We start from the raw sequence: 25,437 nt of genomic DNA on the forward strand, positions 1-25,437 counted from the left end.
GTTCGCGAAGCGATGACCGCAAGAGGCGTTGGACGGCGGCAATAGTGAACAACGTTCATAAAAACGCCGCGCTGGGAATGCACGCCGCCTCCGGCGTGCTGGCCATCGTGCTCATGGCGGCCCATGCCACCTGGGCTACCTTCACCTATCTGAGGGGCAGCGAGCGGGCAAAGCAGCGGTTCCATACGTTCAGCATCGTGGTCTGGCTGTTCTGGCTCATGCCCTACACGCTGGGCATCCTTCAGGGAGTGCCCGCGCTTCATCTGGCGAACTTGCAAGCGGGCATCGGCTCCCTTGCGGTCGTGACCGTTGCCGCTTTGGTCATTGCCGCGAGCACGCTGCGTTCCCGCAAGCTCCATCACGGTCATCGGAGGTAGCGCAGCTTGCACGCAGGCAGGTTACGGAAGGGAAAGCCCTCGCTCTGGGAGGCTCCGCCAGGAACGCCTGTGGTAAGGTAGGTTGCGGCGGCAGGTTCGGAGGTCGCCGCTTTCGAAGAGCATGCTGCCGGCGGCTGAAAGCCGGCCGGCAATCGGTTTGTTCCCGACGTGAAGAAAGGCGTTCAACATGGAGAGCAAGCAGCCGTCCCCGATCGACCTGCTGGTGGAAGCGCACACCGGGCTGGAGAGGCAGGGCCCCGGCTGCGCCGAGGAGACAGGCAGGGCTCTCGCCTTCCTCGGCGATCTCGACCTTATTGCGAACGCGGCTGACTTGGGCTGCGGCACCGGGGCCCAGACGCTGCTGCTCGCGCAGCACCTGAAGGGGTCGGTTGTCGGCCTGGACTTGTTTCCAGCCTTCGTCGACGTCCTGAACGGGCAGGCTTGCGAGCAAGGTGTCGCCGACCGGGTGCGGGGCGTCGTCGGCTCGATGGACGACCTGCCATTCCAGAGGGAGTCGCTTGACCTGATCTGGTCGGAAGGTGCTATCGACAACATAGGTTTCGAGAAGGGTCTGGCGTATTGGCGCGGCTTCCTCAAACAGGGAGGCTATGTTGCTGTCACCTGTCCCTCCTGGCTCACGGACGAGCGCCCCGCCGTCATCGAGCGGTTTTGGACCGACGCCGGGAGCAGGTTGGATTCGGTGGCCAGCAACATCGAGGCGCTCCAGCGATGCGGCTACCAGTTCGTCGCCGCGTTTGCCCTGCCGGAGACGTGCTGGACGGACGAGTACTTCACCCCGCGCGAAGCGGCGCTCGAAGGCCTGCTGCGGAATTACCCCGGCAACGAGACCGTGGAGGCCTTCGTCGCCGACAACCGCCATGAGGTCGAGCTCTACCAGGAGTACAAGCAACACTACGGCTACGTGTTCTATCTCGGCAGAAAGAGGTAACGGGATAATGAACCGGCGGGCCATGCTCGCCGGATCGTCTACTTAGACTTAGCGCGCTCCTGCCATTTGTCCGGGTCTCTATCGCCCAGAGCGCCGAGCGACACATCGAGACCTTCGGCAATGCGACACAGCAAGTCGAATCCCACGTTGACGCGTCCCGCCTCGATATCGCTCAAGTACGATTGAGCCGTGCCGACCATGTCGGCAAAGCGTTCTTGGGTGATATTCTCGGCTTCGCGGTATTTTCTTATTCGCGACCCGAGAAGTTCTTTTCGAGATTGAGCATCCATATCCGTCCACGATATGAAGCAACTCGATATCCTTTATATGCGATCACTGATATTCGCACCGATTGATCTAAAACAGACACGCTTCAGCCGGTAAGATCGGGTGAACGTTTGTAGATATCAACGCCGACGCCAATGCAGGACTGCCCAAATGCTGTTACGCTTTGTCGGTAAGGTCGCCAACTTTTACGTCGAGCCCTTCTGCTATTCGGCAAAGAAGGTCATAACCCACATTGATCCGCCCTGCTTCAATGTCGCTCAAGTACGACTGTCCCGTGCCGATCATGAGCGCGAATTTTTTCTGCGAGAGTCCTTGGGCCTCTCGCAGTTCTCGCACGCGTGCTCCTAGCTTCACTTTGCGTTCTTGAGCTTCCATGAATCTCAAGATATGCGGTAAAATAGCCATGTTTATCTGTGATCACTGATAATTGAGTGTTTCGACTTGAAAGCGCTATTGACTCGCAATGCAAGGAGCAACATGAATCTAGCCTTCAAAATCAGCCCAGCTCTTCAGTCGAGAGGGCTAGACATGAAAGACGTATCAGAAAGAACCCTCTTGTCTTTGGAACAGCTTGAAGGCATTGAAAGTGGAAGGTACAAAGGGTATAGGATCTCGACCATCGAGATGCTATGCGAGGCGATAGGCTGTGAACCTGGAGAGCTGTTCGTCTGGCAAACGTCTGACAGCTTGATGTTTGAACATGCATGAAATAGCCAAGTTTGAAATAAAGAAAGCGCCGAACGCAATACGTTGATGGTCAAACAGAAACAGGCCAGACGAAGACCGTCTGCACTTTTTTGGAGCCAACGAGCGGATTCGAACCGCTAAGTGGTGCAGGGCATCTAGCGCCATGCTGCGATATTCACGGGATTGTCAAGTTCGGCAAAATTCCACTCCCAGATACAGAAACAGGTCACCGGGTTTTACCCCGATGACCTGCACTTTTTCTGGAGCCAACGAGCGGATTCGAACCGCTGACCTACGCATTACGAGTGCGTTGCTCTACCAGCTGAGCCACGTTGGCGTCACGGCTTCTTTGCGAAGCGCGAATACGCAGTATACCGAAAGGTGCTCCGACCTGCAATAGGCCGTTGCGAGCAATCCTTAAATTTATCTTGGAACATCGCATGCCTTCGTGCGCATTTGGGCGCTGCTGCCAGGGGCGTGGCTCAAGAGGGCGCGGCCGAGGCGTTCCGGCTCGCTGCCAGGCCGGTAACGACCTTCGCAAGCCGACCGCTCGACGCGGAGAAGGGCGCGCATGCCGCGCTACGATCGGGCTGCGAACGGCAAAGAGGTCTTAACGAAGGCGGAAGGAGCGGTCCGATGGCGAAACCGAGCACAGGGCCAGACATGCAGGCGATCGTGGTGAGCGCGTTCGGCGGGCCGGATGCGTTGGTGGAGCAGCGCATACCCGTGCCCGAGCCGCATGAGGGCGAGGTGCGCGTGCGCCTGTGCGCTGCCGGCGTCAACCCGGTGGAAACCTATCTGCGCGCGGGCCAGTACGCCCAGCTGCCCGAACTGCCCTACGTTCCAGGCAACGACGGCGCTGGCATCGTCGACGCGTGCGGGGCGAACCTCCCCTCGGGCGCTCCGCACGTGGGGGAGCGCGTGTTCGTGGCGGCGGCACGCGCCCGCCGCTGCACCGGCACCTATGCCGAGTTCGTCGTCTGCGACGCCTCCGCCGTGGCCCCGCTCCCCGACGCTGTTCCGTTCGAGCAGGGCGCGGGCCTCGGCACTCCCGGGCTGGCTGCGGCCGACGCGCTGTTCGTGCGTGCGCGGGTGCGTCCCGGCAAAACGGTGCTCGTCCACGGTGCGAGCGGCGGGGTGGGAACCCTCGCGGTGCAGCTTGCGCATCGCATCGGGGCCGTCGTGCATGGCACGGCCGGCGACGTCCGAGGCCGGCAGCTCGTGGAGCGCCTCGGCGCCCGGCGTGCCTTCGACCACCACGCCGAGGGTTACTTGGATGAGATTCTCGCGGCTACCCAGGGCCGCGGCGTCGATGTCGTGATCGACATGGCGGCGCAAGCCAACCTCATGAAGGATGCGAAAGTGGCAGCGACGCGCGGGCGTATCGTGGTCGTGGGCAGCCGCGGCTCGTTCGACTTCGATCCCCGCGCGCTCATGAAGGCCGACCTCGACGTGCGCGGCATGGGCGTGAACAACCTGCGTCCCGACGAGCTTGATCTGGCGATGCACGCGCTGTCCGCCGCGTTGGAGGGCGGGATGCAGGTGATCGTCGCGCGTTCGTTCCCCTTGGAGGAGGCTGCCGACGCCCATCGCGCCGTCGCCGAGCGCGGCAAGGACGGCAAGATCGTGCTCGTCATGCCTGGCAGTTGCGCATGATCTACGTCACGGGCGACACCCATGGCAGCTACCGGCACGTCCGCGCTTTCGCGCGCGAGCACAGCCTGGGCCCCGACGATGTGATCGTCTGCCTGGGGGACACCGGTTTCGACTACTTCGGCGACGAGCGCGACGACGCCGTGAAAACCCGCGCCGCCCGGGCGGGTGTCACCTTCCTCTGCATCCGCGGCAACCGCGATCGCAATCCGGCGACGCTCGCTGACTACCGCTTGCAACCGTGGCGCGGCGGCGAGGCGTACGTGGACCCTGCCTACCCCACCCTCCTGCTCGCGCGTGACGGCAGCGTGTTCGACCTCGAGGGCCGCTCCGCCATCGCCATCGGCGGCGCCTACAGCGTGGACAAGCGGCACCGGCTGGCGAACGGCCATCTCTGGTTCCCCGACGAGCAGCTCACCGAAGCCGAGAAAGAGCACGTGGAACAGGCCCTCGATCGCCGCCATTGGCGCATCGACACCGTGCTCTCCCACACCTGCCCCGCCGCGTTCGTCCCGCAGGAGGCCCTGCTGCCATCCATCGACCAGTCCACGGTGGACACCTCCATGGAGGACTGGCTCCAACGCATCGAGCAGCGCCTTCGCTACCGCCGCTGGTACTGCGGCCACTTCCACATCGAGAAGCAGGAGGGCCGCCTCCGCTTCCTCCACAAGGACATCGTGCCGCTCTGACGCCGCCCGCGCCTCCGGTGCGCGGCCCTTACGCCGGCGGGAACCTCACCACCAGGTACAGTCCTGCAATAGCCACGGTCAGCAGCATGATGGGGAAGCCGGTCTTCAGGAACTGCACGAACGTGATCTCGTGGCCGTTCTTCTTGCTGATGTCGGAGAGCACCACGTTGGCGCTCGCGCCGATGAGCGTGCCGTTGCCGCCCAGGCAGGCGCCCAGCGACACGGCCCACCACAGCGGCGTCACGTCCATGCCGGAGGACTCCATGGCCAAGAGAATGGGAATCATGGTGGCCACGAACGGGATGTTGTCCAGGAAGCTGGAGATGACGGCCGAGCCGATGAGCAGCACGAGCATCGTCACGAACACGTTGCCGCCCGTCGCGTCGATGAGCGCGTGCGCCAGCATCTCGATGACGCCCGTCTCGGCCATGGCGCCCACGATGACGAACAGGCCGGCGAAGAATGCGAGCGTGGTCCACTCCACGTTCGCGAGCGCCTCCTCGATGCTCTCGCCCGAGATGAGCATGATAATGCCGGCTGCGCCGAGCGCGATGACGCTCGACTCCAGCCCCAGCGCGCCGTGCGCCATGAAGCCCACAACCACCAGGCCTATCATGACGTAGCTCTGCTTCAGCAGACGCTTGTTCTTGATCATGGCGTGCTCGTCCAGCTCCATGATGCGCGCGCGATGCTCCTCGTTCACCTGCATCTTCCGGCCGTACAGGAAGTAGAACACCACCAGCACCGCGGCCAGGATGACCACGACGGCGGGTGCATCGTACAGGATGAAGTCGAAGAACGTGAACCCGGCCGCAGAGCCGATCATGATGTTGGGTGGGTCGCCGATAAGCGTGGCGGTGCCGCCGATGTTCGACGCGAGGATCTCGGTCATGAAGAACGGTATGGGATTCACGTCGAGCAGCTTGCACACGGTGAGCGTCATGGGGCCGATGAGCAGCACGGTGGTAACGTTGTCCAAAAACGCCGACAGCACGGCGGTGAGCAGCACGAACAGCAGCATGACCTTCCATGGCTCGCCCTTGGCGAGCCGCGCGGCCTTGATGGCCAGGAACTCGAACATGCCCGAGAGCTTCACCACCGAAACGAACAGCATCATGCCCAGGAGCACGCCGAGCGTGTTGAAGTCTATGTGCTCCATGGCCGCGTCGAACGGCAGCACGTGCAGAGCCAGCACCAGCATGGCGCCCACGATGGCGGCAAGCGAGCGATGCAGCTTCTCCGTCATGATGGCGAACATGACCACGACGAACACCGCGATCGATACGATTTGGCTTACGTCCATGCGAGCTCCCCCTGCGAACCGGGCTGTACGATGTTCACCCCGCCCCCGCCTGCTCGAAGCAGTCAAGCGGCCAGATCACCTCACTATACCAATATCGGGAAGCAAGCGACAGGGTGAAATCGCCTTGCGCGTGACGGCGTCCGCGACGTGCTGTCCGCGATGCCCGGTTGGAGGTGCGGCAGGCGAGCTCCGGCTCCGCTGCTACGACAAGGGGTATTGGAGGAGCTCGTCGATGGTGATGAAGCGGTAGCCCTGGTCTTTCAGGCGGGGAAGCGCCAGCTTGAGCGCCTCGATGGTCTGCGAGCGATCGCCGCCGCCGTCGTGCATGAGGACGATGGCTCCCGGCCAGGCATCCTCGATCTGGTTCGCAATGGCGCCCGCGCCCGGCCTGCGCCAGTCGCTCGAGTCGATGTTCCAGCCGATCTCCGCCTTGATGAGCGGGCCGATGTTCTTCACCACGTCGTCGCCGAAATTGCCCCCGGGGGTGCGGAAGATGCGGCTCGCCTCGGTCCCGGTGACGGCCTCGATGGCGGCGCGCCCCTTCTCCACCTCGGCTTTCTGCTCCTCGGGCGTCATGAAGCCCAGATTCACGCCCTGGCCGCTGCCGGCGGCGTGGTCGTAGGAATGCGTGCACACCTGATGGCCCTCCGACACCGCACGCTTGATGAAGGCGTCGCCGTTGTCCTGCTCGATGCGGTTGCCCACGGTGAAGAACGTGGCCTTCGCGCCATGCTCGGCCAGCACGTCGAGCACCTGGCCGGTCTGTTCGCCCCAAGGGCCGTCGTCGAACGTGAGCGCGATCACCTTGTCGTCGCCCACGTCGGGCGATACGTTGCGGCGCACGATGTTGCTGGGCTCCTGTACGACCTGCTCGGCCGTGATGCCGGACACCTTGCCGGTCTTCGTGGCCTTAACGCCGTCCTTGCCCTCGCCCTCTACCAGGTGTATGGCGCCGTTGCCCTCTTGCGCAACCGTCCAGGGAATGGTCGTTTCCACGGAGTCGGACGGTTCCTCGATCGGGCCGCCGTTGCCTATCTCCACGACGTCTCCCGAGGCCAGCTTGGCGTCAAGCTCGGTGACCTTCTCGCCGTTCACCGTGGCGTCGAACGGCTCCCCCTTGCCTGCCTCCAGCACGCTGCCGTCCACGGCCAGCAGGTCGCCCGGTTGGGGCTTGATGCCGCTGGCGGACAGGGCGTCGCCGAGCGTCTTGCCGCCGTGCACTTCGACGCTCGCCCCGTTCAGCGTGACGTTGGCGGGCAGGCTCTGCACGAACAGCACCACGCCGATGATGACAACGGCCACCAAGCCAACGCCGGCGAGCACGCCCGCAAGCCGCCGGCCGGGGCGTTCGGGTTTCTGCGCGATGCGCATATAGCGGTCGTGATCTTGGTAGGGGGCCGCGGCGGGGTCGACCTGCGCTCCGCGCCCATTGCCGCGGGAGGCGCCGCCTGTCCGGCGCGGCCGCGCCCCTGCGCTAGCCGACGGGCTGTAGCGCTGGCTGTTGCGGCTTTGCTGGGGAATGCGTCCCGAGTGGGAGGGGCGCCCTCCCACTCGGGACGAGGTGCGGGAGACGGGGCGTCCTGCAGCGCGCTGGCTTGGCGCGGCATCGTCGTCCCGCGCGGAAACATGCGTGCGTGCAACGCCGGCGCGCGCCTGACGCGCTGGGGAGTCTTCGGGGATGCGGCGGTGCGTTGCATCCGCGTGCTCGCGGCCCTCCGGTCGCGGCATGCGCCCGCTGTCCGCGTTGTGCGAGGGGTGTTCTCCGAATTCGTCGTACATCTCTGCCCCCATGGCGATCGAACGCCGTGCTTCGTCGTTGTCGTCGTCCGCTTCATTCTACCGGAAACGCGCGCCCGGCGAGCGCGCGAAGAACGTCTCGCCGCCGGCGAACCGCTCATATGCTCCAATTTAACACCTTAGCATGTTCGAACCCTTGTCGCGGAGGGTCGGCGGGCCTTTCTACTGATATTTGTATGGAGGGAACGAGACGGCGGGCCGCGGTGCCTGCGGACCCGCCGGCGATAAGGGTTATACTGGGCGCGTCTCGAACCGAAAGGATTGCCCATGGGCTTGCAGTTCGCCGCCGCGCGCGCCGTCAGCGCCGTGTCCACGTGGGGTTTGAAGCACGTGTTCCATCGCCCCGCCGCCAACTTCCCGGGGAAGATCGCGCTCTACGCCGACCCGCGCGTCATCGCCGACCTTGCCCCGCGCCTGCAGAAGGGGTCCGTGTGCGTGGTGGGCACGAACGGCAAGACCACGGTGACGAACCTTCTGGCGGACGCGCTTGAAACCGCCGGGCAACGCGTGGTGTGCAACCGCACGGGCGCGAACCTGGACTCCGGCGTGGCCACGGCGCTGCTGCACGCCCGCGAGGCCGACTGGGGCGTGTTCGAATGCGACGAGCTGTGGCTGGCGAAGATCCTGCCGCACTTGCAGGCGAACTACGTGGTGCTGCTGAACCTGTTCCGCGACCAGCTGGACCGGGTGGGCGAGATCGACCGCATCCAGGAGAGCATTGCGGGTGCGCTCGCAACGTCGCCGAAGACCACGCTCGTGTTCAATGCCGACGACCCGCTGTGCGCCGCCATCGCCGAGCGCGTGGGCAACCCCACGGTCGCCTTCGGCGTGGACGAGGACCTGCACCTGCCGCAGAACACGGTAGCCGACGCGCAGATGTGCCAGCGTTGCTCCGCCATGCTGGAATACGCGTACCGCCAGTACGGGCAGCTGGGTTCGTACTGCTGCCCCGCTTGCGGGTTCGCGCGCCCCTCGCTGGACTGTGCCGCCCGGGACGTGCACCTGGGCGCCGACGGGCTGTCGTTCGCCGCGCACGGGCCTCGGGGCGATGCCGAGATCGAGGCGCCGTTCAGCGGCGCGTACATGGTGTACAACCTGCTGGCAACCTGGGCCGCGGCCGATCTCGTGAGCGTGCCGGCCGAGGCGCTGCAGCGTGCCATCGACGCGTTCGACCCGCGCAACGGCCGCTTGCAGGAGTTCGCGGTGGCGGGCCGCCGCACGCTGTTGAACCTGGCCAAGAACCCCACCGGGTTCAACCAGAACATCAAGATCATCCTGCAGGACGAGAGGCCGAAGGCGGTGGCCTTCTTCGTGAACGACAAGGAGGGCGACGGTCGCGACGTGTCGTGGCTGTGGGACATCGACTTCGAGGAGCTGGCCGGCCAGTCCGGCCTCCGCGTGTTCGCGGGCGGCATCCGCAAGAACGACGTGCAGGTGCGCCTGAAGTACGCCGGTCTGGATGCCGCGCTGGTTGACGACGCAGCCGGCATGTTCGCGCAGCTGGACGGTTTGCCGGCCGACGCGCGCGCCTACGTGATAGCGAACTACACCGCGCTTCCGCCCGTGCATGCCGAGCTGGGAAGGCTTGCGGACGGGGGACAGGCGGCCGGGGCGCCGCTCTCCCCTAAGCCGTCCGAGGGTCTTTCCGGGTCGGGAGGCGTCCAGGCGGCTGAGGACGACGCCGCCCCGCTCGTGATCGCGCACCTCTTCCCCGACCTGCTCAACCTGTACGGCGACGGCGGGAACGTCAAGGTGCTCGAGCGTCGGGCGCGCGAGCGCGGCATCCCCGTGGAGGTGCGCCGCGTGAACCACGGCGAGCACGTGGACCTGGCGGGCGTCGACCTGGTGTTCTTGGGCGGGGGCCCTGACCGCGAGCAGCGGCTTGCCTCGGAGGACCTCATGCGCATGCGCGACGACCTGCACGCCTACGTGGAGGACGACGGCGTGCTGCTGGCCATCTGCGGCGGCTTCCAGATACTCGGGCACGAGTGGCTGCTGGGCGAGGAAGTGGTCAAGGGCCTGGGGCTGGTCGACATGACCACCGAGCGCGCACCCGGCGGCTCGGGCAACCGGCTTATCGGCAACATCGCGCTGCGCTCGCCGCTGGCCGATCAGGCTGTGGTGGGTTACGAGAACCACGCGGGCCGCACGCACCTCGGCACCGGCGTGGAGGCGTTCGGCGACGTGGCGTCATCGACGGGCCACGGCAACAACGACAGCGACAAGCGCGACGGCGTGCGCTACAAGAACGTGGTGGGGACCTACCTGCACGGCCCGCTGCTGCCGAAGAACCCGCAGGTGGCCGACGCCCTGCTCATCCGCGCGCTCGAACGCCGCGCACGGCGGGCCGGCGTGCCCGCCCCGGAGCTCGCTCCGCTGGACGACGCCGTGGAGAACGCGGCGAACGAGTACGTGCGCAACCGCCTGAACGCGGGCTAGCGCAGGGCGTCGCCGTGCCGCGCCTCCCGTCAAGTCCCTATGGCTTTTTCCTAGAGACGCCGGCCAGCCCTTGCCCTCGTGCGTTCCGCCCTTCAAAATAGTTCTTCATGAACAGCAGAAGAAGCAATCAGCGCCGCCCCGTTCGCCGGTCGTCCAACTCCACGGAATTCGACGGCCGCCCCGACAGGGCCTCCCGCAACGGTGCGTACACGCGCCGCGATTCGTTCGATCCGTCGGCGTACGGACGCTCTTCTGATTCTTCGCGCACCCCCTCCCCGCGCTCGACGCACGATGACAACCCCTACACCCGCCGCGTCTCCCAAGCCGAGTACACCCAACGCCGCAAGCGAGCCAAGCGCAAGCGCATCGCGCTCGTCGCGGTGGCCGTGGTGCTGGTGTTGTGCCTGGGCGGGGCCGGCGCGGCGTTCGCGTACTACCAGACGGTGTCGAACAACCTTCACCAGGGCATCGACGACGATCTGGCCCGCACGCTCGCAGCCGCCGAGGCGGCCCACCCCTACGAGGGCGGTCCCTTCTATATGCTGCTCATGGGAACCGACGGCTCGTCCGACCGCGAGGCGTCCGCAGAGTACGCGGGCGACCAGTTCCGCTCGGACAGCATGATGGTCACGCGCATCGACCCGCAGGGCAAGAAGGTGGCGCTCGTGTCGCTGCACCGCGACACGCTCGTGGACATGGGCGAGTACGGCCAGCAGAAGCTCAACGCGGCGCACTCCATCGGAGGCGCGTCGTACACGGTGGAGACGGTGTCGAAGCTGGCGGGCGTGCCCATCACCCACTACGCCGAGATCAACTTCGACGGCTTCAAGGACATCGTGGACGCGCTGGGCGGCGTGGAGGTGGACGTGCCCATGACCATCGATGACGAGGATGCCGGCGGTCATGTGGACGAGGGCCTGCAGACGCTCAACGGCGACCAGGCGCTCATCCTGTGCCGTGCGCGGCATGCCTACGACGAGTTCGGCGACGGCGACCGCTACCGTGCGGCCAACCAGCGCCTCGTGCTGTCGGCCATCGCGAAGAAGATCCTCACCTCCGATGCCGCTACCATGGTGGGCTCCGTGCAGGCGCTTTCTCAGTACGTGACCACCGACCTCGAGATCACCGACATCCTGTCCATTGCCCAGAGCATGCGCGGGCTTGATCCCGAGAAGGACATCTACACGGCCATGGAGCCCACGACCTCCGCCTATATCAACGGGGGTTGGTACGAGCACCTTGATGCCAAGGCGTGGAAGACCATGATGTCCCGTGTCGACCAGGGTCTGCCTCCCACCGAGGAGGACGAGATCGACGAGACGTCGGGAACCGTGCTCGCCACCACTGGCTCCGGTGCGGTCGAGGGAGAGAAGAAGGACGCCGCGCCCACCACTTCGAACGAGAAGAAGTCCAGCACCGTGGTGGTGAAGAACGGCAACGGGCTTGCAGGCGCAGGAGCCGAGGCCGCCGAGAAGCTGGAGGCCTGTGGCTACACCGTGGAGACGGGCAACGCCGACAGCTTCGACTACACGCAGACCATCGTCATCTACGAGCGGGGCGACCAGGCCACCGAGGCGCGCGCGATTGCGAACGCCATCGGCGTGGGCAAGGCCCAGCAGAACACCGGCGAGTACGTGTTCGACGGCGACTTCCTCGTGGTGCTCGGCGCGGACTGGTAAACCCTAAAATCAGCCTTCGGGGACGAATCTCCGGGATCATTCGACCCTGGGGAAGGAAGCGTCCCCAACACCCCTGCCTTAGAATAGCGTCACGCGATGGGGATCGCCGCTGCGGGCGCGAGTGGCCCGGCGGCGCTGACGTGAGGGGTGACGCCATGTACGAGGAACTGTACGAGAAGCTTCCGGACGCGAACCGGTACTGGGATAAGCTGGGCCTGTCCCGCCCCGAGGCGCCGCTTTCCAAGGACGACCTGGACCGCATCATCTTCGCGCACCAGAGCCGCATCCCCTTCGAGAACCTTGACGTGTGCGATTTCCACCGTCCCATCAAGCTCGGCATCCCCGACCTGTTCGAGAAGATCATCGTCGGCAATCGCGGCGGCTACTGCTTCGAGCTCAACGCGCTGCTCGATGCGCTGCTGCAGGATGCGGGCGTCAAGACCATGGCCTGCCTTGGGCGCAGCCTGAAGGATCGCGGCTACGTCTACCCTATACTGCATCGCGGCATCATCGTCACGTTGGGCGATGAGCGCTATATCGCCGAGGTGGGGTACGGCGGCCCGACGCCGGCGTGTGCCACCCCCCTGGTCGACGGCGCGGAGCTCGAATCGTGTGGGCAGGTGTTCCGCGTGGAGCTGCACGACGGAGGCTGGTGGCACGTCATCTATCGCGGAACCGCCGCCAGGCTCGCAGCTGCGCGGGAGCGCGGCGAGGACGTGGCCCCCACGCCGGTGTTCGCCCTGCTGGACGCCCCGGCGGCGCTGACCGACTGCGTGCCGCTCTCGTACTACTGCTCGACGCACCCCGACTCCGTGTTCACGCAATGGAGGATGGTGAACCGCCGGACGGAGGACGGCAACGTCTCCATCACGAAGGACCAGTTCGTGCGCGTGACGCCGGAAGGCAAGGAGACGCGAACCGTCGAGTCGGAGGAGGAGTTCCGCGCGCTGTTGGAAGAGCACTTCGGTATCGTGCTGCCCGCTTAGCCCCTGCGGCCGCCGGGGCCGACCCCCGGCCCCCTTTGCGCAGGCGGTCGACATGCTGGGCGGGTCCTTCAAGCACGGTAAACGTTTGGCCGGGAGCTTCGCGTGCGAGGCCCCGGCCTTTTTGACGGGATCGGGAAACCGCCGGCTACTTTCATGCCTGGGCGGGCTTCCCCGGAGCAAGTTGGGCGTGCCGGCCGCTCGGCGCGGAAGTACGCTATCATCTCTCTTGAAGAAAAGGCCGTTCGGAGGGGAGCGCATGAGGTTCACCGTGGTGGCAGTGGGGAAGCTGAAGGAGCGGTTCTGGACGGACGCGTGCGCCGAGTACCTCAAGCGCCTGCAGCCGTATGCGAAAACCGAGGTGCGCGAGATAGCCGATGTCGATCCCGGCCGTGCCGGCGGCGTGGACGCGGCGCGCGACCGCGAGGGAGCGGCCATCGTGGGGGCGCTTTCGCCGTCGTCGCACGTGGTGCTGCTGGCTATCGACGGAAAACAGCGTTCGAGCGAGGGCTTCTCGCAGCGCATCGACGCGCTCAAGCTGAACGGCGCGAGCGACATCGCATTCGTCATCGGCGGCTCCGACGGCGTGAGCGCCGCAGTGCGCCAGCGCGCCGACGAGACGCTGTCCTTCGGCCCCGTCACGCTGCCGCACAACCTCGCGCGCGTCGTGCTGCTCGAACAGCTCTACCGCGCGCAGAAGATCTCGCGCGGCGAACCGTACCACAAGTAAGGGGCGGGCAGGGCCGCTTTCTGCGCGCTCGCATCAGGCGGAGCTCGCCCTCTCGGGAGCGCTATAATGGCGAAACCGAGAAACCGTAGGGCGGGGGCGACATGCCGGAGCTGCAGAACGGGGAAATGTAACCGCAGAGCGGTCAAGTCGACCAACGAGGAAAGGTACCACCATGCGCTTCATCTCGTGGAACGTGAACGGCCTGCGCGCCGTGCAGAAAAAGGGCTTCGAGGACATCGTGTGCGAGCTCGACGCCGACATCGTAGCCTTGCAGGAGACGAAGCTGCAGGAGGGCCAGGCCACGCTCGACCTGCCGCAGTACCGCGAGTATTGGAGCTATGCCGAGAAGAAGGGCTACTCCGGCACCGCCGTGTTCACCAAGGAGCAGCCGCTGCAGGTGCTGCACGGCCTGGGCAGCGACTACCTGGATGCCGAGGGGCGCATCGTGGCGCTCGAGTTCCCGCAGTTCTGGTTCGTGGACGTGTACACGCCGAATGCCCAGAACGAGCTCGCGCGCATCGCGCACCGCATGGAGTGGGACGACGCGTTCCGCGACTTCTGCAAGGGGCTCGAGGAGGGCGTGCTACCCGCCGACGTGCCGGTGCAGCGCCCGGCGCCCGGCGAGGGCCACGTGTGCATCAGCGAGCTGCCGCTCACGCAGCCCGGCGAGACGGCTGCGCCGAAGCCCGTGGTGATGTGCGGAGACTTCAACGTGGCGCACCAGGAGATCGACCTCAAGAACCCGGGCCCCAACCGCGGCAAGGCCGGCTTCTCCGACGAGGAGCGCGGCAAGTTCACCGACCTGCTGGAAGCCGGTTTCGTCGACACGTTCCGCCGCCTGCATCCGGACGTGACGGGCGCTTACTCGTGGTGGAGCTACCGCTTCAAGGCGCGGCAGAACAACGCCGGATGGCGCATCGACTACTTCCTGGTCAGCGAATCGCTGGCCCCGAAGGTGGCGAGCGCCTGCATCTACGACGAGGTCTACGGCAGCGACCACTGCCCGGTTGGTTTGGAGCTGGAGCTGTAAACGGAACTCGCTTCCCTCCGACAGATTGACGATTAACCAACAATCTTGCCATGTTATTTGGCAAGATATATAGTAACCTTGCCAAATGATATGGCAAGATAATCAATCGTACCAGGAGGGGTCGACATGGATACGTCCATCGGCACGGTCATAGCCGAGAAGATCAAAGACTTCGCCGAGGAGGGTATCCCCGAAGTCTTCGACCGCGACTTGTCTTTGGGACGCATCCAGCCGCCGGCACGGGGCAACTTGGTGAACGTGATCGTGGGCGTGCGGCGCTGCGGGAAGACGTACCGTCTGTATCAGGAGATGCACCGGATCGTCGCCGAAGGATATCCGCAGGATTCCATCCTCTACTTCAATTTCGAGGACGAGCGACTGAAGCCTTACGAGAAGGAGCTGCTGCAGGAGGTCATCGAGGTTTTTTATGCACGCAACCCCCGCGCGCGGCAAGAGGGTGCTTTCTTCTTCTTCGATGAGATCCAGGAGGTGCCGGACTGGGGTTTGTTCCTGCGTCGAATGGTCGACACTTACAAGGCGACCATATATGCGACTGGCTCCTCTTCGAAAATGCTTTCAACGGAAGTGGCCTCCGAGTTCCGCGGCCGCGCTTTGCCGCGCGAGCTCTTTCCTCTCAGCTTTTCCGAATTCGTTCGCTATCAGGGGCATGAGGCGCCTTCTTCGAACGACTCCGCTTCTGCCAAGCGCGCTTTCTCAAGCAACATGCGCGCGCATTTGCGACACGACTGCGGCAAGTACCTGGGCAGGGGCGGCTTCGTCGCCGTCCAGGGTTTGGAACCGTCCGATGCGACGTTGCTGCTGCAGGAGTACGCGAACCGCACGGTGAATTACGACGTCATCGAGCGGTACAATATCTCGAACCCCTTGGTGGCCAGCAGTTTTCTGTCCCGATGCCTCGCTTCTTCCGGACGCGAGCTTTCGTTGAGTAAGGTGCACGGAGAGTTTCGAAGCAGGGGATTGTCCACGTCGCGCGAGATGCTTGCCCGGTTGCTTCGCTATTACCAAGAGGCGTACCTGCTGTTCCCGGTGAAAGAGTTCTCGAGGGCGGTTTCCGAAAACGCGCGCTCGAGCGCGAAAGTGTACGCGGTTGATCCGGCCATGTTCTCGGCGTTCTCGCCTTCTCCGACGCGCGACGAAGGGCAAAAGCTTGAAACGGCGGTGTTCAACAAGCTCCGACGCCAGACGAACCTGGTTCGGCAGGGAGGCATCGCCCGCTTGTCGTTCGAGAAAGGCTCGGCTCGGCACGAGGTCGATTTCGTCGTCGGCGATGCGCTGCTGCAAGAGGCGTGGCAGCTCGTGCAGGTGTCGTGCAGCTTGGCGGATGCGAAAACGCGCCGTCGCGAAGTGCGCGCCCTGGAGGCTGCCATGCCGTTGTACGGTGTGAACGAGTCGTGGATCGTCACCCTGGACGAAACCGAGACGATCGAGACTGCAACGGGAACCATCCATGTTGTGCCGGCTTGGAGCTGGCTGCTTGATTGAGGCGTGAGAGCCCGAGGGCTTTGCGATCAGGCGATCCGATGACAATTGGGGCTGAAGACAAAATACGATTCTCCATCCGATGCCGCAGCGGAGCGCGGGGAGTAGAGTTTCCTCGAACGTGAGAGCAGAGGGAAGGGGAGGGCTATGGGAATGATCGTCAAGCCGCTGTACACGCCGCGCTACGTGCCGACCGGCAACGAGGTGGCCGTGTTCGAGACGAGCAAGGGAACGATACGCGTGCGGTTGTTCGGGAAGGACGCTCCTGTCACGGTGGGCAACTTCGTGGAGCTGGCGCAGAAGGGCTTCTACGACCACCAGAACTTCCACGGCCGCGTGGAGGGCGACGTGGTGGTGGGCGGCTGCCCCGTCACGCGCCCGCTGCGCCCGCAGCAGGTGCGCATGGCCGTGCGCGAGCAGCTGCGCGGCGTGCACCCGGGCATCGGCGACGCCGGCTACGTCATCGCCGACGAGTGGGAGGCGAACCCGCGCAACCGTCACATGGAGGGGTCGCTGTCGCTCGCGCACAAGAAGGATGCGAACACCGGCAGCTCCCAGTTCTTCTTCTCGCTGGCGGACCATCCGGAATACGACGACCGTTTCACCGTGTTCGGCCAGGTGGAGGAAGGACTCGACGTAATGCACCGCCTGCGTATCGGCGACGACATCGAGAGCGTGCGCGTGGAGGGCGCCGCCCCGCTTCCGAGCGACGACGACCTGCCCGAAACCATCGTCGTCGAAGGCGAGGACGGCCCGCAGGAAGTTCCAAACCCCGTCTACCAGGCCATGCAGGCGCTTGCGCACCTGCTGGAGCGGAAGGTAGTAGTCTAAAAGGGGGCGTCAGCGTTCCTCCCAGCCTTCCACGAAGTCGATGAGATCCTGCTGCTTGTGGATGTCGGTCTTCTGGTAGATCTTCTCTATGTGGGTGCGCGCGGTGTTCTTCGCGATGTGCAGGTCGCGCGCCACGATGGACAGCGTCCGCCCTCGGGCCAGGAACTGCAGCACCTCGCGCTCGCGTGGCGTCAGGCCGCACGCCTCGGCCACGCCTGCGCATTTCTGCTCTAGCGTGAGCTGCGGCTCGGGGTGCTCTTCCTGATCGTCGGCAGGCTTTTCCGTGCGACGTCCGGCACCTTTGATCAGGGGAATCGAGGATATCACGCTCTCCGGCAGTACGAGGAACGCGATGATCACCAGGCAGAGAACCGCCACCAGCGCAACGGCGCTCAGCTGCAGCACGCCCGCGTCCACCAAGGGGATCATGACGGCGCTCGCCACGTAGCCCGCGGCCATGCCCAGGAGCATATAGGCCACGCCCACGCCGAACACGTACGGCGCGGCGCCCGGCCCCATGCGCCGAGCGATCTCTCCGAACAGCACCCATGCCAGAATGTCGAACAGCTCGTAACCCGTTGCGATGAGCAGCACGGCCAAGGGCGCCCGCTCGCCGAACACGAGCGCCAGCGCTATCAGCCCGCCTATCATCACCGGCAGCGAAAGCCGGTAGACCAGCGTGATGTTCATGCGGTCCTTGACGAAGAACACGATCACGAGGAACACGGCTCCCACCACGACCAGGCTGAACGACCCGATCCCTCCCAAAAGTTCGAAGGGGTCGTCGCCGACGATGGGGAAGGCATCCAGCATGCGGATGAGGAACGAGAACACCATGATGGACACCATGAGCTTCGTGGAGGAGGCGTCGAGGCGAAGGTAGCCGTGCAGCGCGCGCCCGCGCGCGAAGGGGGCTCCCCCGCCCTCCTGCGGGGCCGTTCCTTCGTCTGCCTCCTGCGGCTCGTCCTCCATCTGGCCTTCCGGCAGGCCCGTCTTCCACACGATGCCGCAACGGCGGCATTCCAGGGCCAGCAGGACGATCGACGCCGCCGGCAGCGCGATGAAGGCGATGAGGTTGCCGTCGGAGGCCATGGCCAGCACGAGGCCCGTGACCACGGCGGCAGCCGGCGCGCAGGCGAGCGAGAAGTACAGGTCCTGCGCGGCGAAGCGCTCTCCCCACATGACCTGCAGAAGACCTGCCGCGGCACCTCCCGTTATGAGTCCGAGCATGAGCAGCGATGCCGAGTCAAGCCAGGTTGCAGCGGGGATGCACAGCGCCGACGACGCCGCGAGCCCCAGCATGATGTCGGTGAGCCGCTCGTGCATGCGCGGCATGCTTCCCACGAAGCGGGTCATGACCAACGCTGCGAGCGCTGCGGCCACGGCGCCGGCCACGAGGAACACCCAGTCGGTGCGGGCCTCGAAGCTCGACACCGAGGCCGAGAGGCTGAAAACGATCCAGGCTCGGCACAGGCCGAACCCCGCGATAACGATCAGATAGTCGAGCGAGAACCGGACGGTTGGCGCGTTCGGGGCGCGCTGCTCCGTCGGCGTCGCATCGGCTGCGGACGTCTTGCTCTTCATGGGCTTCCCCTTGCCATGTCGCATGCGACGCCGGCCAGCAACCGTATGTCGCGCGCGCCTCCCCTTACCCCCGGCCCCGTTCCGCCTGCACGAACCGTCGCGCTCCGTTCCCGCTCGGCGGGCAGCGCGACCTCCCATTGCGGGGGCCGTTTTCATCATACGGGCGAACCCCGTCGGCTTCAATCGGATCGATAATGTGAGAAGGGTATGTTTACCCAGTTCAGAAACTAAGTAACAGATAATTATGATAATCACACCCATCATCTGGTGTGCTCGTGGGAAAACGCGCCTAGAATGCGCCTGTTGACGGACGGGCCGTCACCGAGGAGGGGGACGGTCGATGCGGGGAGCATCGATCACAGGAGCCCGTTCGATTTTGCAAGGAGGAACCATGAGCGAGATTTCACGTCGCAATTTCCTGAAGGGCGCCGCCGTGGCCGGTGCCGCCGTGGCCGGCTCCGCCGCGCTCGCGGGCTGCTCGTCGGGCGGTTCGGCCGCCTCGGGCGACTGGATGCCGAAGTCGTGGGACTACGAGACGGACGTCGTCGTGGTGGGCTACGGCGGAGCGGGCATGTGGTCGTCCCTCGTCGCGGCCGACGAGGGCGGCTCGGAGGTCGTCATCTTGGAGAAGGCGCCCGTCGAGGGCGGCGGCAACAGCCGCATCAACAACGGCGAGTGGACGGTCATCAAGGACGAGAAGCTGTTCCGCGACTACTGCGTGGCGTTCGGCCATGGCCTCATCGAGGAGGACATGATCGACGCCTACATCGGCGAGGCCACGAAGCACACCGACTACGCCGACAAGTACGGCATGACCTACGAGGTGGCCGAGAAGGCGCTCGCCGGCACCATCCCCGAGTACTGGTTCCTGGACGACGGCAAGTATGCGGGCTGCATCGGCGTGTCCAACGTCGAGGGCTTCGGCATGACCACGTTCCACGAGCTGGAGGCCAAGCGCGCCGAGCTGGGCCTGCCCATCGAGCTCAAGTTCGCCTGCACCGAGGAGCACCTCATCCAGAATCCCGACACCAAGGAGATCGCGGGCGTGCGCTTCCTCGAGGATGGTGCCGAGAAGACCATCAAGGCGCGCAAGGGCGTCGTGCTGTGCACGGGCGGCTTCGAGTTCAACGAGGAGCTCAAGAACACCTACCTGAGCATCTACCCCTTCAAGTTCGAGGGTTGGCAGTACAACACGGGCGACGGCATCCGCATGGTCGAGGAAGTGGGCGCGAAGCTCTGGCATATGAACATGGTCATTTCCACCACGGCCATGTGGACGCGCGACCCCGACTACGACTTCGCCATCTTCGCCAGCCCGCAGTCCGACGCGTTCTTCACGGTGAACCGCCTGGGCAAGCGCTACCAGAACGAGGCCAAGACGGGCGGCACGGCGCATAACGGCTGGCACACCCTCATGTCGTTCAGCGACAAGATCGACGACTACGATCGCATACCGTCGTGGCAGATCTTCGACCAGAAGGGCATCGACGGCGGCCCCATGGGCACGCAGCAGGGCGGCTGGTTCGAGTGCGGCAACTACACCACCGACCTTCCCGACGAGCTGCGCGCGTGGGACGGCTGGTCCGACGACAACCAGGTTGAGATCGAGCGCGGCTGGGTGCTCAAGGGCGACACGCTCGAGGAGCTTGGCCAGAAGATCAAGGACTTCGACCACTGGATGGACATCGACACGCTCAAGGAGACGTTCGCCGAGTACCAGGCCTTCTGCGATGCCGGCAAGGACGCTCGCTTCGACCGCGAGCTCACGGCCGAGGAGAACAAGCTCTCCGAGAGCGGCCCGTACTACGCCATCTCCATCTACCCCGGCTCCTGCTCCACGCTGGGCGGCCCGAAGAAGAACGTGAACGCCGAGGTGCTGGACCCGGCCGGCAACGTCATCCCGCGCCTGTACGCCGCGGGCAGCTTCGGCAACTTCCAGGCCCACAGCTACGGCATCACCGGCGGCAACAACTCCGAGAACATGGTGTGGGGCCGTATCGCCGGCCGTCACTGCGCCGGCTTGGAGCCCTGGGACAAGAAGTAGTCCCGCAACCTGACGACGCCGCGCGCCGCGCCCTCCCTCCCTGCGGCGCGCGGGCGCATTTGCGACCGGGCCCGGTCGGCCGTTTGCGGCCGGCCGGGCCGCAACCATGATAGGAAAGCTGGCTATGACGAACGAAACGACGAATACCGCCCGCAAGGGCTTCATGGCCCTGGCCGTTGCCGTGGCGGTGGTGGCCCTGGCCGTGGTGCTGGGCACGGCCGTGGGCTGCGCGCCGAAGCAGGCGGGCGAAGGCGAAGGCTCCGCAAAGGTCCCGAAGGAAGACCCCATGGCCACCCAGCAGGTGGATTGGACCATGGACATCGACTGCAAGACCTGCCATACGACCGAGACCGAGACCTTGGCCGACGTGCAGTGCCCGCAGGCGTCCGAGCATGGCGACCTGGCCTGCAACCAGTGCCATACCCTGGAGACGCCGCTCAAGGAGGCGCACGAGGGCGTGACCTACGCCGACAAGCCCGCCTCGAAGGCCACCGTGGTGACGGTGGACGCGCTCACCTGCCAGGACCCGGCGTGCCACGGCACGATGGCCGACATGGCGGTGAAGACCGCCGACAACACGGAGTTCAAGGACGAGAAGGGCAAGGTCCAGAACCCGCACGAGTACGTGAGCAACGAGCAGCACGACGCGAACCCGCCCACCTGCACCGACTGCCATAAGATCCATAGCAAGAACCTGCAGAAGGATGCCATGATGTGGTGCGCCCAGTGCCATCACAAGGGCGTGTTCCAATGCGGGACCTGCCATGAGCTGCGCGAACGCGAAGTGGCCTAGCGCTTGAACCTCGCCTTCCCCCGGGCCGCGCTATCCTGCGGCTCCGGCGAAGCGGCCGCGCCCTCGGCGGCCTCGAGGCGGTTGCGACCCTGCGGACGCCTCCGGCTGGCTGCCTTGCGGCGGCGAGCCTCCTTAGAAGACCCGGCAACCCTCCCTCCCCGCCGGGTCTTCTTCCTTTTCCGTGGCCCCCGCGGCGCCCGGGCGGGCGCCGGCGCGCATCCGTGCTATCATGCATTCGACCAACGACGAAGAAAGACGGTTATGGACGCTGCGAAAATCGAAGCAGGGGTGCGGCTCATCTTGGAAGGGGTGGGGGAGGATCCCGAGCGCGAGGGCTTGCGCGAGACGCCGGCACGCGTGGCACGTATGTACGAGGAGGTGTTCGCGGGCCTGGAGCAGGACCCGGCGGAGCACTTCGCCACCACGTTCGACGAGCACCACGAGGAAATGGTGCTGGTGCGCGACATCCCGTTCTACTCTATGTGCGAGCACCATCTGGTGCCGTTTTTCGGCAAGGCGCACGTGGCCTACATCCCGGCGGCCGACGGGCGCATCTGCGGGTTGTCGAAGCTCGCGCGCCTCGTGGACGTGTTCGCGAAGCGCCCGCAGGTGCAGGAACGCCTGACCTCGCAGATCGCCGACACGCTCATCGAGCAGCTGCACCCCCAGGGCGTCATCGTGGTGTTGGAGGCCGAGCATCTGTGTATGAGCATGCGCGGCGTGAAGAAGGCCGGCGCGAAGACCACCACAAGTGCCGTCCGCGGTGCTTTCGAGCGCAGCCAGGCCACCCGTGCGGAGGCCCTGTCGCTCATCTTCGCGCGACGGGACTAGGGGCTCCACCGCACTTGGCGGCGTGGCCGAGCGGCAAGGCAGCCGAACCGCCGAAATGTTTCACGTGAAACATACGTTCGTTACGAGGTGCGAGGCCGATTCGCGCCACGAGGAAAGGAACCAACCTATGAAATGCGTCATCTCCGTTCTGGGCAAGGATCGCAGCGGCATCGTGGCCGCCATTGCCACCGCGCTGGCCGACTGCGGCGCGAACATCGACGACATCAGCCAGACCATCCTGGACGACATCTTCTCCATGACGATGCTCACCACCCTCGACACGGAGAAGGCCGACTTCAACACCGTGCAGGAACGCCTCGCCAAGATCAGCGACGACCTGGGCATGCAGATCATCATCCAGCGCGAGGACGTTTTCCAGTACATGTACAAGATCTAGGGGAAACGTACTTTTGCATGAGATGGAGGGACTCTAGCGGCAATTCGTTGGTGATTTGCTACACTCCAGTTCAGCAGCTTTTCGTACCGTTCTTAACATGGACATTAGAAAGGCGCTCGGTTTGAGAATCAAGGAGTTGCGCGAAGAGCGCGACCTACCTCAACGTGCCTTTGCCGAGGCTTCCGGTTTGGATCGCAGTTATCTGGCCGCTATCGAGAACGGCCAGATAAACGTGGGGATCAAGACTGTCGAGCGCATTGCTGCCGGATTCGGCATTTCCGTGGAGCAGTTATTCAAAGGCATTTAGTAATACGCTCCTCGTGGGCATCTCTGCATGGCAAAGCATGCCTTTCGGACACATGGTTTCCCGACGAAACACATCCAAGTGCTCAAGGCGCATGTCTTGTTGGGCAGATTCTGTTCGTTGCTTTTCCGTAGCCGATGCTTTCGGCGGTCTTCCGTATACTGGAACCTATGACATCAGGGAACGACAAGGTGGGGCGCGACGAGCTGGGGCCGGCTTGCTTGAGCGGCGATCCGGCTTGCTCGCCTACGGAGCGCATCTTGGAGCCGGAGGTGCGGCACCATCATCGGCGTAGGCGCAAGCTCCTGGAGTTCACGCACTCGTCCACCCGGGCGACTATGCTCATGCTCGTGGCGGCCGTGGCGGCTCTTGTCATCGAGAACACGCCGGTGCTCCCGTACTTCGCCGCATTCTGGCACGATTTCGACCTGGGCTTCTCGCTGGGCAGCTTCGCGCCGCACCTGTCGCTCGAGCATTTCATCAACGACTTCCTCATGGCCATTTTCTTCCTGCTGGTGGGCTTGGAGATAAAGTTCGAGCTCACGGCGGGCGAGCTGCGCAACCCGCGCAAGGCCCTGCTGCCCATCTTGGGCGCGGCCGGCGGTGCCGTGGTGCCGGCCGTCATGTACACGGTGGTGAACATGGGCAGCGGCTTCGAGCAGGGCTGGGGCGTTCCCATGGCGAACGACATCGCGTTCTGCCTGGGTATCTTAGCGCTGCTGGGCAGCCGCATACCGGCGGGGCTGCGCTCGTTCTTGTCCACGCTCACCATAGCCGACGACATGATCGCCATTCTGGTGATCGCGGTGTTCTACACGGCCGACCTCGATATCGCCTGGCTGGCAGGCGGCCTGGCGTTGTTCGCCGGTGCGCTCGTCATCAACCGGCTGCATGTGTACGACCTGTGGCCGTACCTGCTCATCGGGTTGGCCATGTGGGTGTGCTTCCTGCTCTCGGGCGTGCACGCCACCATTGCGGGCGTGCTGCTGGCGCTGGCCATTCCGGCGAAGTCGCAGGTAAAGCTGGATCGGGCGCCGGGCTGGTTCGAGGCGAGGGCGCGCAAGGCCGACGAGCGCTACGACCCCGGCGAGCCCGACATCGTGCAGAAGGAGTACCTGGGCGAACTCGACGAGATCGGCCGCGTGTCGCGCATGGCCATTCCGCCCATCACGCGGTTGGACTACCGTCTGCACATCCCTGTGTACTTTTTCATCCTGCCGCTGTTCGCGTTCTCGAACGCCAGCGTGGTGCTGACGGGTATGGACCCTCTCGCCGTCATTGCGAACCCCGTGACCATCGGCGTGTTCTGCGGCCTCTTGTTCGGCAAGCCGCTCGGCATCTTCCTGGCCACCTGGCTCACGGTGAAGCTGCGCTTAAGCGATCTCCCCGCTGGCGTGAGCTGGGGCCATATCGCAGGCGTGTCCGTGCTGGGCGGCGTGGGCTTCACCATGGCCATCTTCGTGACGAACCTGGCATTCGTCGATGCGAGCACCATCGCCATGGCGAAGGCGGCTATTCTGGCTGCTTCGCTCGTGGCCGGCGTCGCCGGCTTCCTCGTGCTGCGCCGCGTGACCGACGAGGAAGAGGAAGAAGGGGCTGCCGATGACGGTGAAATCGCGAAAGAAAGATGAAGGGCGGCTACGTCACTGCTGGTTCTGCTCAAGCAGCTTCTTCAGCTCCGATGAGCTATGTATGCCCAGCTTCCTGTAAATCGAGTACTTGTGTGCTTTGGCGGTAGACGGGGAAATACCCAGCGCGTTGGAGATATACGTGGGGTTTCGCTCGTTCGCTAGGTAGCGGAGGATATGTCCCTCGCGTTCGGTCAGCCCGTATTCCCGTTCAAGTGCCAGAATGGCTTTCTTTCTCCTGCCGGGAATGTTCCCGCCGATAATATCGAACAAAGGCGTTCCCGACCGGGTGAACTCTATGGTATCTAATGCGTCGATCAGATCTACAAGAAGGTGTCCAAGCTGCTGCTTGCTTTGCGTTTCGGCGAGATAGCCGGGAATGGCATTATAAAGCAGGGCTGCCGCTTCGAGCACCTTCGTTTCGTTTTCGTCCATAACACCGCACTTCCCTTGATAGTAATACTATTGGGTATTATATCCATAGTGTAATCAAAGTAGATCGATCAACGATAAAGAATCTTTTGCCGACAAAAGGGCCCTTTGAAAAGGGCCCCGGAACATAACAGTTTAGTGCTGGCTTGCTTCTGCCTAGGGGATGAAGCACGTTACTTTCCTACCGTGATCGGCCATGGCCGTGGACAGATCATCGAGCGCGACGAGCTCTATGCATTGGGCCAGACAATGATGAATACAGGCAGGCTTTTTCCCGGCTTTCACACGGTCTTCGCACAGATCGCAAAGATCTGAGGGAACAGGCACGTAATCCCAGAGCCAAGAGCCTTTCATCTTCGCAGGACCCAGTTCGTTGACCTTGATGCCCCACTCGTCAAGCGGGAGATCATGCTCTTTTCGGCATGAGACCTCGCACACATGACAGCCTGTGCAATATTTATAATCTATCAGCAGTGCATATTCGCTCAT

Annotated in this window: 25 protein-coding genes and 1 tRNA gene; 18 read left to right on the forward strand and 8 right to left on the reverse strand. The window is 64.4% G+C overall.

The annotated features are described in order from the left end of the window. Nucleotides 1–44: 44 nt before the first annotated feature. Together C1877_RS12760 and C1877_RS12765 are read left to right on the forward strand one after the other, a co-directional pair. The gene (locus tag C1877_RS12760) at nt 45–377 is read left to right on the forward strand and encodes a hypothetical protein (protein ID WP_147274557.1); all 333 of its coding nucleotides are present in this window, start codon (nt 45–47) and stop codon (nt 375–377) included. A gap of 187 nt (nt 378–564) precedes the next feature. Continuing rightward, nucleotides 565–1,326 carry a class I SAM-dependent methyltransferase gene (locus tag C1877_RS12765; protein WP_114569344.1) on the forward strand — a complete coding sequence of 254 codons (762 nt, stop codon included), beginning with the start codon at nt 565–567 and terminating at the stop codon, nt 1,324–1,326. 38 nt (nt 1,327–1,364) lie between these two features. Here the strand turns inward: C1877_RS12765 and C1877_RS12770 are convergent, their stop codons facing one another. Together C1877_RS12770 and C1877_RS12775 are read right to left on the reverse strand one after the other, a co-directional pair. After that, the gene (locus tag C1877_RS12770) at nt 1,365–1,616 is read right to left on the reverse strand and encodes a helix-turn-helix domain-containing protein (RefSeq protein ID WP_114569345.1); all 252 of its coding nucleotides are present in this window, start codon (nt 1,614–1,616) and stop codon (nt 1,365–1,367) included. A gap of 154 nt (nt 1,617–1,770) precedes the next feature. Further along, on the reverse strand, nt 1,771–2,019 hold the full coding sequence (locus C1877_RS12775; protein ID WP_244909859.1) for a helix-turn-helix domain-containing protein: 249 nt from the start codon (nt 2,017–2,019) through the stop codon (nt 1,771–1,773). Between the two features lie 72 nt (nt 2,020–2,091). Between C1877_RS12775 and C1877_RS12780 the strand changes: the two genes are divergently transcribed. Further along, nucleotides 2,092–2,322, forward strand: coding sequence for a helix-turn-helix domain-containing protein (locus C1877_RS12780; protein ID WP_114569346.1), 231 nt, complete (start codon nt 2,092–2,094; stop codon nt 2,320–2,322). A gap of 240 nt (nt 2,323–2,562) precedes the next feature. Here the strand turns inward: C1877_RS12780 and C1877_RS12785 are convergent. Continuing rightward, a tRNA-Thr gene (locus C1877_RS12785) sits at nt 2,563–2,638 on the reverse strand. A gap of 299 nt (nt 2,639–2,937) precedes the next feature. Here C1877_RS12785 and C1877_RS12790 point away from each other — a divergent pair. Next, the gene (locus tag C1877_RS12790; RefSeq protein ID WP_244909860.1) at nt 2,938–3,957 is read left to right on the forward strand and encodes an NADPH:quinone reductase; all 1,020 of its coding nucleotides are present in this window, start codon (nt 2,938–2,940) and stop codon (nt 3,955–3,957) included. Further along, nucleotides 3,954–4,643: a metallophosphoesterase gene (locus C1877_RS12795; protein WP_015540130.1), complete on the forward strand. Its 690-nt coding sequence runs from the start codon at nt 3,954–3,956 to the stop codon at nt 4,641–4,643. Before C1877_RS12790 ends, C1877_RS12795 begins: the two co-directional genes overlap by 4 nt. A gap of 28 nt (nt 4,644–4,671) precedes the next feature. On the opposite strand, the gene C1877_RS12800 is transcribed toward C1877_RS12795, so the two are convergent. After that, nucleotides 4,672–5,946 carry an ArsB/NhaD family transporter gene (locus C1877_RS12800; RefSeq protein WP_015540129.1) on the reverse strand — a complete coding sequence of 425 codons (1,275 nt, stop codon included), beginning with the start codon at nt 5,944–5,946 and terminating at the stop codon, nt 4,672–4,674. Between the two features lie 201 nt (nt 5,947–6,147). Next, nucleotides 6,148–7,317: a polysaccharide deacetylase family protein gene (locus C1877_RS12805; RefSeq protein WP_156791042.1), complete on the reverse strand. Its 1,170-nt coding sequence runs from the start codon at nt 7,315–7,317 to the stop codon at nt 6,148–6,150. 693 nt (nt 7,318–8,010) lie between these two features. On the opposite strand from C1877_RS12805, the gene C1877_RS12810 reads away from it, so the two are divergent. The 7 genes from C1877_RS12810 to C1877_RS12840 all read left to right on the forward strand — a co-directional run bounded on the left by C1877_RS12810 (nt 8,011) and on the right by C1877_RS12840 (nt 16,935). Beyond that, a complete protein-coding gene (locus C1877_RS12810; protein WP_015540128.1) occupies nt 8,011–10,182 on the forward strand; it encodes a MurT ligase domain-containing protein in 2,172 nt (723 codons plus the stop codon). A gap of 107 nt (nt 10,183–10,289) precedes the next feature. Further along, the gene (locus tag C1877_RS12815; RefSeq protein ID WP_015540127.1) at nt 10,290–11,861 is read left to right on the forward strand and encodes an LCP family protein; all 1,572 of its coding nucleotides are present in this window, start codon (nt 10,290–10,292) and stop codon (nt 11,859–11,861) included. Nucleotides 11,862–12,016: 155 nt separating this feature from the next. Beyond that, nucleotides 12,017–12,847: an arylamine N-acetyltransferase family protein gene (locus tag C1877_RS12820; RefSeq protein WP_015540126.1), complete on the forward strand. Its 831-nt coding sequence runs from the start codon at nt 12,017–12,019 to the stop codon at nt 12,845–12,847. A 256-nt stretch (nt 12,848–13,103) separates the two neighbouring features. After that, a complete protein-coding gene (gene rlmH, locus C1877_RS12825) occupies nt 13,104–13,574 on the forward strand; it encodes a 23S rRNA (pseudouridine(1915)-N(3))-methyltransferase RlmH (RefSeq protein ID WP_015540125.1) in 471 nt (156 codons plus the stop codon). A 172-nt stretch (nt 13,575–13,746) separates the two neighbouring features. After that, the gene (locus tag C1877_RS12830; protein ID WP_015540124.1) at nt 13,747–14,604 is read left to right on the forward strand and encodes an exodeoxyribonuclease III; all 858 of its coding nucleotides are present in this window, start codon (nt 13,747–13,749) and stop codon (nt 14,602–14,604) included. A gap of 126 nt (nt 14,605–14,730) precedes the next feature. Next, a complete protein-coding gene (locus C1877_RS12835) occupies nt 14,731–16,107 on the forward strand; it encodes an ATP-binding protein (RefSeq protein WP_015540123.1) in 1,377 nt (458 codons plus the stop codon). Nucleotides 16,108–16,251: 144 nt separating this feature from the next. Further along, the gene (locus tag C1877_RS12840) at nt 16,252–16,935 is read left to right on the forward strand and encodes a peptidylprolyl isomerase (protein ID WP_114569348.1); all 684 of its coding nucleotides are present in this window, start codon (nt 16,252–16,254) and stop codon (nt 16,933–16,935) included. Nucleotides 16,936–16,944: 9 nt separating this feature from the next. Here the strand turns inward: C1877_RS12840 and C1877_RS12845 are convergent, their stop codons facing one another. Beyond that, nucleotides 16,945–18,519, reverse strand: a complete 1,575-nt coding sequence (locus tag C1877_RS12845) for a helix-turn-helix transcriptional regulator (RefSeq protein WP_015540122.1) — start codon at nt 18,517–18,519, stop codon at nt 16,945–16,947. A 391-nt stretch (nt 18,520–18,910) separates the two neighbouring features. Here C1877_RS12845 and C1877_RS12850 point away from each other — a divergent pair, with 391 nt between their 5' ends. The 6 genes from C1877_RS12850 to nhaA all read left to right on the forward strand — a co-directional run bounded on the left by C1877_RS12850 (nt 18,911) and on the right by nhaA (nt 24,519). Further along, nucleotides 18,911–20,563 carry an FAD-dependent oxidoreductase gene (locus tag C1877_RS12850; protein ID WP_015540121.1) on the forward strand — a complete coding sequence of 551 codons (1,653 nt, stop codon included), beginning with the start codon at nt 18,911–18,913 and terminating at the stop codon, nt 20,561–20,563. A 124-nt stretch (nt 20,564–20,687) separates the two neighbouring features. Beyond that, nucleotides 20,688–21,356, forward strand: coding sequence for a cytochrome c3 family protein (locus C1877_RS12855; protein ID WP_041239616.1), 669 nt, complete (start codon nt 20,688–20,690; stop codon nt 21,354–21,356). Nucleotides 21,357–21,617: 261 nt separating this feature from the next. Further along, nucleotides 21,618–22,187 carry a GTP cyclohydrolase I FolE gene (gene folE, locus C1877_RS12860; protein WP_015540119.1) on the forward strand — a complete coding sequence of 190 codons (570 nt, stop codon included), beginning with the start codon at nt 21,618–21,620 and terminating at the stop codon, nt 22,185–22,187. Nucleotides 22,188–22,314: 127 nt separating this feature from the next. Then, on the forward strand, nt 22,315–22,584 hold the full coding sequence (locus C1877_RS12865) for an ACT domain-containing protein (protein ID WP_087192184.1): 270 nt from the start codon (nt 22,315–22,317) through the stop codon (nt 22,582–22,584). A gap of 121 nt (nt 22,585–22,705) precedes the next feature. Further along, nucleotides 22,706–22,891 carry a helix-turn-helix domain-containing protein gene (locus tag C1877_RS12870; protein ID WP_231847646.1) on the forward strand — a complete coding sequence of 62 codons (186 nt, stop codon included), beginning with the start codon at nt 22,706–22,708 and terminating at the stop codon, nt 22,889–22,891. Between the two features lie 167 nt (nt 22,892–23,058). Further along, entirely contained in the window at nt 23,059–24,519 is a 1,461-nt protein-coding gene (nhaA, locus tag C1877_RS12875; RefSeq protein WP_244909861.1) for a Na+/H+ antiporter NhaA, read from the forward strand. Between the two features lie 12 nt (nt 24,520–24,531). On the opposite strand, the gene C1877_RS12880 is transcribed toward nhaA, so the two are convergent. Together C1877_RS12880 and C1877_RS12885 are read right to left on the reverse strand one after the other, a co-directional pair. Beyond that, nucleotides 24,532–24,951, reverse strand: coding sequence for a response regulator transcription factor (locus tag C1877_RS12880; protein ID WP_015540115.1), 420 nt, complete (start codon nt 24,949–24,951; stop codon nt 24,532–24,534). A gap of 153 nt (nt 24,952–25,104) precedes the next feature. Further along, complete coding sequence (locus tag C1877_RS12885) at nt 25,105–25,437, reverse strand: hypothetical protein (protein WP_041239615.1); 333 nt, start codon at nt 25,435–25,437, stop codon at nt 25,105–25,107.

It is taken from the genome of Gordonibacter pamelaeae (assembly GCF_003340385.1).
Classification (GTDB): domain Bacteria; phylum Actinomycetota; class Coriobacteriia; order Coriobacteriales; family Eggerthellaceae; genus Gordonibacter; species Gordonibacter pamelaeae.

Excerpts from the sequence above, each read along its gene's own strand:
- C1877_RS12855 (WP_041239616.1), top strand. The coding sequence starts at position 20,688 with ATGACGAACGAAACGACGAATACCGCCCGCAAGGGCTTCATGGCCCTG.
- C1877_RS12800 (WP_015540129.1), bottom strand. The coding sequence starts at position 5,946 with ATGGACGTAAGCCAAATCGTATCGATCGCGGTGTTCGTCGTGGTCATG.
- nhaA (WP_244909861.1), top strand. The coding sequence starts at position 23,059 with ATGACATCAGGGAACGACAAGGTGGGGCGCGACGAGCTGGGGCCGGCT.
- C1877_RS12780 (WP_114569346.1), top strand. The coding sequence starts at position 2,092 with ATGAATCTAGCCTTCAAAATCAGCCCAGCTCTTCAGTCGAGAGGGCTA.
- folE (WP_015540119.1), top strand. The coding sequence starts at position 21,618 with ATGGACGCTGCGAAAATCGAAGCAGGGGTGCGGCTCATCTTGGAAGGG.
- C1877_RS12815 (WP_015540127.1), top strand. The coding sequence starts at position 10,290 with ATGAACAGCAGAAGAAGCAATCAGCGCCGCCCCGTTCGCCGGTCGTCC.
- C1877_RS12775 (WP_244909859.1), bottom strand. The coding sequence starts at position 2,019 with ATGGCTATTTTACCGCATATCTTGAGATTCATGGAAGCTCAAGAACGC.
- C1877_RS12790 (WP_244909860.1), top strand. The coding sequence starts at position 2,938 with ATGGCGAAACCGAGCACAGGGCCAGACATGCAGGCGATCGTGGTGAGC.
- C1877_RS12805 (WP_156791042.1), bottom strand. The coding sequence starts at position 7,317 with ATGCGCATCGCGCAGAAACCCGAACGCCCCGGCCGGCGGCTTGCGGGC.
- C1877_RS12765 (WP_114569344.1), top strand. The coding sequence starts at position 565 with ATGGAGAGCAAGCAGCCGTCCCCGATCGACCTGCTGGTGGAAGCGCAC.
- rlmH (WP_015540125.1), top strand. The coding sequence starts at position 13,104 with ATGAGGTTCACCGTGGTGGCAGTGGGGAAGCTGAAGGAGCGGTTCTGG.
- C1877_RS12840 (WP_114569348.1), top strand. The coding sequence starts at position 16,252 with ATGGGAATGATCGTCAAGCCGCTGTACACGCCGCGCTACGTGCCGACC.
- C1877_RS12845 (WP_015540122.1), bottom strand. The coding sequence starts at position 18,519 with ATGAAGAGCAAGACGTCCGCAGCCGATGCGACGCCGACGGAGCAGCGC.
- C1877_RS12795 (WP_015540130.1), top strand. The coding sequence starts at position 3,954 with ATGATCTACGTCACGGGCGACACCCATGGCAGCTACCGGCACGTCCGC.
- C1877_RS12830 (WP_015540124.1), top strand. The coding sequence starts at position 13,747 with ATGCGCTTCATCTCGTGGAACGTGAACGGCCTGCGCGCCGTGCAGAAA.
- C1877_RS12880 (WP_015540115.1), bottom strand. The coding sequence starts at position 24,951 with ATGGACGAAAACGAAACGAAGGTGCTCGAAGCGGCAGCCCTGCTTTAT.
- C1877_RS12835 (WP_015540123.1), top strand. The coding sequence starts at position 14,731 with ATGGATACGTCCATCGGCACGGTCATAGCCGAGAAGATCAAAGACTTC.
- C1877_RS12850 (WP_015540121.1), top strand. The coding sequence starts at position 18,911 with ATGAGCGAGATTTCACGTCGCAATTTCCTGAAGGGCGCCGCCGTGGCC.
- C1877_RS12865 (WP_087192184.1), top strand. The coding sequence starts at position 22,315 with ATGAAATGCGTCATCTCCGTTCTGGGCAAGGATCGCAGCGGCATCGTG.
- C1877_RS12770 (WP_114569345.1), bottom strand. The coding sequence starts at position 1,616 with ATGGATGCTCAATCTCGAAAAGAACTTCTCGGGTCGCGAATAAGAAAA.
- C1877_RS12810 (WP_015540128.1), top strand. The coding sequence starts at position 8,011 with ATGGGCTTGCAGTTCGCCGCCGCGCGCGCCGTCAGCGCCGTGTCCACG.
- C1877_RS12885 (WP_041239615.1), bottom strand. The coding sequence starts at position 25,437 with ATGAGCGAATATGCACTGCTGATAGATTATAAATATTGCACAGGCTGT.
- C1877_RS12820 (WP_015540126.1), top strand. The coding sequence starts at position 12,017 with ATGTACGAGGAACTGTACGAGAAGCTTCCGGACGCGAACCGGTACTGG.